We start from the raw sequence: 5,163 nt of genomic DNA on the forward strand, positions 1-5,163 counted from the left end.
ACGCCAATGGCAACATTACTTGATGGTAAACGGGTCTGGGCAGAAAAAAATCTGAACCAGATTTAATCTGACAGACACCTGTATAAATAACCGGTAACTGTCAGATCAGGTCTGAGCTAGTACAGCTAACGCCGGGTTGATCAGGCTTACCCAACCATCTGTTTCAAAAAAAACCTGTGCTGCCAGCCAGGCCAGTGCCATTGCAGCAAAATAAAGTACGCTCTGGCGTGACTCGAGTGTGTGTTTATCCAACGCTATGACCATTCACTCAGTGGATTTTGGTGATTACCGCCTGCCAGAGCGCGCAGGCGGTACAGACATTACTGCGCTTGCGGGGGGACAACTGCCGGTGAGTCTTGAGCTTCTGGCTCGGCATCATCGCCTTCGTCACTTTCATCGGTAGGGATATCGATAAAGGGGGCAATAAACTCCGCCAGTGAGATTTTACGCCCGTTGAACTCAACCTGATTGTCCGCATAGTGCAGCGAACTAGTGATGGCGTCATCTTTGGTGACGGTGATTTGGTTCATTTCGCCTACGCCAGCCAGCATTTTCACTTGCTCTTGCGCACTGGCAATCAGTTGCTGATGCTCTTGCTCCGATTGTGCCTGTCCTCCGGCCTGAACGATACCTTCAGCCAGCATCGCCATTGGTGCGTTCAACGTCACATCCAGTTTCTTAACCGCACGACGGATCACGCCTTCTTCATCGCTTTGTGCCGGTGGCGTTAGCGCTGTAGATTGTGCCGGATTACTCAAATTGAGCGAGGCGTTGAGCGTGCTCTCACCTTTGGCATTTTTCCAGCTCAAGGGGGAGATGGTAAAATTCGGGTTGCCTTTCAGCAGGCTGGGCAGGGCATTGCGTAATGATTGCCCCAGTTCATACTGAAAACGCAGTGGGTCCATGGCAGACGGCGACTCCAGGAATGATGCACTCAACGTCTTATAGGTTTTGGCGAACTGCTGCGTCGCTTCGCCATCGAGTTGGTTAAAGCTGAAAGCAAACTTCATGCTACCCAGATCGCGATCTTTGAGCAGCAGTGCGTCTAATGACAACGTTATCGCGCCAGCGATGTTTTTGTCGTCTTCGCTCATGGTGCTTTTGATCACGAAGTTATTCAGCGTGACAGTGTCACTTGTTGGCGGCGTCACCTTCATTGATTTCAGGGTGACGCTACCGTCTCCGAGGTCCAGATTAAACTTGCCGCGGTGGTTGTTCGCTTCCAACCCAAGGCCTTCAAGAACGATAGTCTCTTTGCCGCCTTCGTAGTTGGTGGTTTCTGATAAAAAGTGAGAAACCGTGCCTGAAATTCGGCTGCTACGCAGATCGTGAGCAAGGTCTAGCGCAATATCGGTGCCGCTGAAGGCAAATTTGGTGCCTTCACTGTCAATATCGAGTGGGCGCAGAGAGATAACTGAAGCGGTATCTCCGTTGAATGTCACGCGCGTTTCTGCGCTGAAGAACGGTTGGTTCTGAAGTACATCAAACAGTTCTTTGGTCGCTTCGCTGTTAGCCAGTTCGCTGTGAATATGCGCCATGCTGGGACGTAAATTCATTTTTTTCAGCAGAGCGAGCGGAAGTGGCCCGTGTGAAACGGTTTCGTTGAGCACTATTTCGTTTTTGGGTTCTAACGGACGCGTTTCTGATGCAGAACCGTCAGGCTGCAATACCAGTGAAAACGTGCTGCTGAACACCCCTCCCTGATAATCACGATACACCAACTTGAAACCTGAATTCGGATAGGCTTCTTGCAACTGCTTGTTAAATTTAGCAGTAACCGTATCGATATTTTGTGCTAATTGCTTGCCCGTATACCATGACGCACCTGTCCACACGGCGCCCAGTGCGACGATAACTCTGACGGCAACCAGAGACTTCTTCATAGTGTGATTCCTTTTCTAAGTAAGCATCCCTCAAGGGGAGAAAGTGTCTAACCATTATACACGCGTGCCAGTCGTCCACTTCCCTCTACGCTGACGGGAGACTCTGACGCACGCAAAAAGCAGGATTCGCCGGGGCGAAGCGTAAGCTGCTGACCATTTTTCATCAATGTGGCCTTTCCATCGATACAAAAGACAACGGCTGCGCTCTGTTGGTTCAGCGTTTGTGGCTGATCCTTCAGACGATGCAGGGAAAAGGCAAAATCGGCGACAGGTACGGGAAAATAGCAGGTTTCACCGTCTTCAATCGGCTGAGTTAACAACTGGTTTGCCGGTTTGGGGATAAATTTCACGTTCGCCAGCAGTTCAGGAATGTCGATGTATTTAGGGGTGAGTCCAGCCCGCAGTACGTTATCCGAATTGGCCATCACCTCCAGCGCTACACCGTTCAGGTAAGCATGCGGAGTTTCCGCATAAAGAAACATCGCTTGGCCCGGTTGCAGCGTGATGACGTTGAGCAACAGCGGAGAAAACAGTCCGCTGTCGTTAGGGTATACCTGAATGATGTTGCGCAGCGTCGCCCAGGGTTCACCCTGCTGTGAGGTGAGTGTGGCTTTTAACACCGCTAGGGCGCGATCTTTGATCTCTGCGCGCATACTCAATAAGTTGGCAAACAGCATCGACAGGTTTTTGTCATCGGGCTGCTGCAAATAGGCGGTGATGAACGGATGTGCACTGGCTACGGGCTGCAATAGCGCCACAATATCGTCGTGCTCACGAAAACTGTTCATCGCTTGAAAGGGCGTTAAGGCAAACACCAGCTCTGGCTTGTGGTTGGCATCCTTATAGTTGCGATGGGGCGCATCGAGCGGGATTGCGAGTTTGTTCTCTTTGGCAAAACCTTGCTCTGCTGCGGATTTGCTCGGGTGAACCTGAATGGAGAGCGGTTGCGCCGCGCAGAGGACTTTAAACAGAAAAGGCAGCTCACCAAACTGTGCCGCGATCGCCGCACCCAATGTCTCCACTGGAGCATCGTTGATGACGTCACGCAAACGCTGCTCCTGGCCCTGCTCATTTACCACCCACGAACTGCTTTTGGGATGCGCACCCATCCAAAGCTCTGCCATTGGTAGATTGTCTTTATTCTCAATGCCGTAGAGTTCTGTTAATGCTGTTGTGCTTCCCCAGGCGTAGTGCTGGATGCTATTGCGCATTTTTTGCATGTTCACACTCGATTGTTATGTGATTTGTTAATATATGTGACTATAGAGGTTAATAAATGCATTGAATATGAATACACTGCCTTTGCTTGCAGACGATGGTGCTTGATGTGCATGTTAATGTTTTCTCAATCGCGATGCCAGACAAGGCCATGATCCCCGTCCTTTTTAGGAATGTTAGGAGAAAAAACCAATGACGACACGTATCGAAAAAGATTCCATGGGCCCGATTGATGTTCCTGCCAATAAGCTGTGGGGGCACAAACGCAGCGTTCTTTGGAGCATTTTCGTATCTCTGAGGAGAAAATGCCGCAAGCGCTGATTTTTGCCTTGGCGTTGACCAAACGTGCGGCCGCACAGGTCAATAACACGCTTGGCCTGCTGCCGGATGACAAGAGCGCGGCGATCATTGAGGCCGCCGATGAGGTGCTGGCTGAGAAACACTCCGGCGAGTTTCCTTTGGCGATCTGGCAGACCGGCTCCGGCACGCAAAGCAACATGAACATGAATGAAGCGCTGGCCAACCGCGCCAGTGAAATTCTGGGAGGGGAACGCGGTAATGCGCGTTTGGTGCATCCCAATGATGATGTTAACAAAAGCCAAAGTTCGAACGATGTCTTCCCCACGGCAATGCACGTGGCTGCTGTCATTGCCCTCAACACTCATCTGTTGCCGGAGCTTGACGCGCTGTTGGTTACGTTACAGGCCAAAGCCGAGGCGTTCAGCGATATCGTTAAAATCGGGCGCACCCATTTGCAGGATGCAACGCCGCTGACCTTGGGGCAGGAGATTTCCGGTTGGGTCGCCATGTTGCAACATAACCGCAAGCACATTGAGAACAGTATCCCCCATTTGAGCGCGCTGGCACTCGGTGGCACGGCGGTGGGGACGGGCCTCAATACCCACGGTTCGCGTTGCCAGCGCGCTGGCTGAATTGACCGGGCAACCGTTTGTTACCGCACCCAATAAATTCGAAGCCTTGGCAACCTGTGATGCGCTGGTGCATGGCCACGGCGCGTTGAAAGGGCTGACTGCGTCACTGATGAAAATTGCCAACGATGTGCGCTGGCTGGCATCCGGTCCGCGCTGCGGCATTCGCGAGTTGAGCATTCCGGAAAACGAGCCGGGCAGTTCCATCATGCCGGGGAAAGTGAATCCAACCCAGTGTGAAGCGCTGACCATGCTATGTTGCCAGGTGATGGGCAACGATGTGGCGGTGAATATGGGGGGCGTCGGGGAATTTTGAGCTTAATGGGCTTTGTTGAATAATAGGTAATCATGCTGTTTTTCCATGCCAGTTTTGGTAGAAAATGCTTGTCATCTCAGGTGTACAGTTTTCTCATGAGGCCTAACTGCATGATTTTGCGTTGCGAGGATCCGTCGTTTCACTTGGCTGCCAGCATAAAATCTATTTATTCAACAAAGCCAGCTTAATGTTTATCGCCCCATGGTTATCCATAATTTCCTGCAATCGGTACGTTTGCTGGCGGATGGCATGAAGAGCTTTGATGAGCATTGCGCCATTGGTATTGAGCCTAACCGCGATCGTATTGAACAGTTGCTGAATGACTCTCTGATGTTGGTTACCGCGTTAAACACCCATATTGGTTACGATAAAGCCGCAGAGATTGCCAAAAAGGCGCATAAAGAGGGATTAACGCGGCTTTGTTGAATAAATAGATTTTATGCTGGCAGCCAAGTGAAACGACGGATCCTCGCAACGCAAAATCATGCAGTTAGGCCTCATGAGAAAACTGTACACCTGAGATGACAAGCATTTTCTACCAAAACTGGCATGGAAAAACAGCATGATTACCTATTATTCAACAAAGCCATTAACGCTTAAAGCCGCTGCGCTGAAACTCGGTTATTTAACCGAGTCACAGTTCGATGAGTGGGTGCGCCCGCAGGATATGGTGGGTAGCCTGCATATCGGATAAGGTGTACTAGCTCAGACCTGATCTGACAGTTACCGGTTATTTATACAGGTGTCTGTCAGATTAAATCTGGTTCAGATTTTTTTCTGCCCAGACCCGTTTACCATCAAGTAATGTTGCCATTGG

Annotated in this window: 3 protein-coding genes and 2 pseudogenes; 3 read left to right on the forward strand and 2 right to left on the reverse strand. The window is 50.6% G+C overall.

The genetic code is table 11. The features are described 5' to 3' along the window. Positions 1-320: 320 nt before the first annotated feature. Positions 321-1,883 (reverse strand): YdgA family protein, encoded by a 1,563-nt coding sequence (locus ACTBDZ_RS14900; RefSeq protein ID WP_438815897.1) that lies wholly within the window; start codon positions 1,881-1,883, stop codon positions 321-323. Between the two features lie 47 nt (positions 1,884-1,930). After that, positions 1,931-3,103, reverse strand: coding sequence for a mannose-6-phosphate isomerase (manA, locus tag ACTBDZ_RS14905; RefSeq protein ID WP_438815898.1), 1,173 nt, complete (start codon positions 3,101-3,103; stop codon positions 1,931-1,933). 190 nt (positions 3,104-3,293) lie between these two features. On the opposite strand from manA, the pseudogene ACTBDZ_RS14910 reads away from it, so the two are divergent. The 3 genes and pseudogenes from ACTBDZ_RS14910 to ACTBDZ_RS14920 form a co-directional block, all read left to right on the forward strand. Next, a pseudogene (locus ACTBDZ_RS14910) lies at positions 3,294-4,347 on the forward strand (class II fumarate hydratase); the annotation flags it as partial. A gap of 182 nt (positions 4,348-4,529) precedes the next feature. Continuing rightward, a pseudogene (fumC, locus tag ACTBDZ_RS14915) lies at positions 4,530-4,760 on the forward strand (class II fumarate hydratase); the annotation flags it as partial. Between the two features lie 148 nt (positions 4,761-4,908). After that, a complete protein-coding gene (locus ACTBDZ_RS14920) occupies positions 4,909-5,040 on the forward strand; it encodes a hypothetical protein (RefSeq protein WP_438815899.1) in 132 nt (43 codons plus the stop codon). The last annotated feature ends 123 nt before the right edge of the window (positions 5,041-5,163 follow it).

It is taken from the genome of Symbiopectobacterium sp. (assembly GCF_051710365.1).
GTDB lineage: Bacteria > Pseudomonadota > Gammaproteobacteria > Enterobacterales > Enterobacteriaceae > Symbiopectobacterium.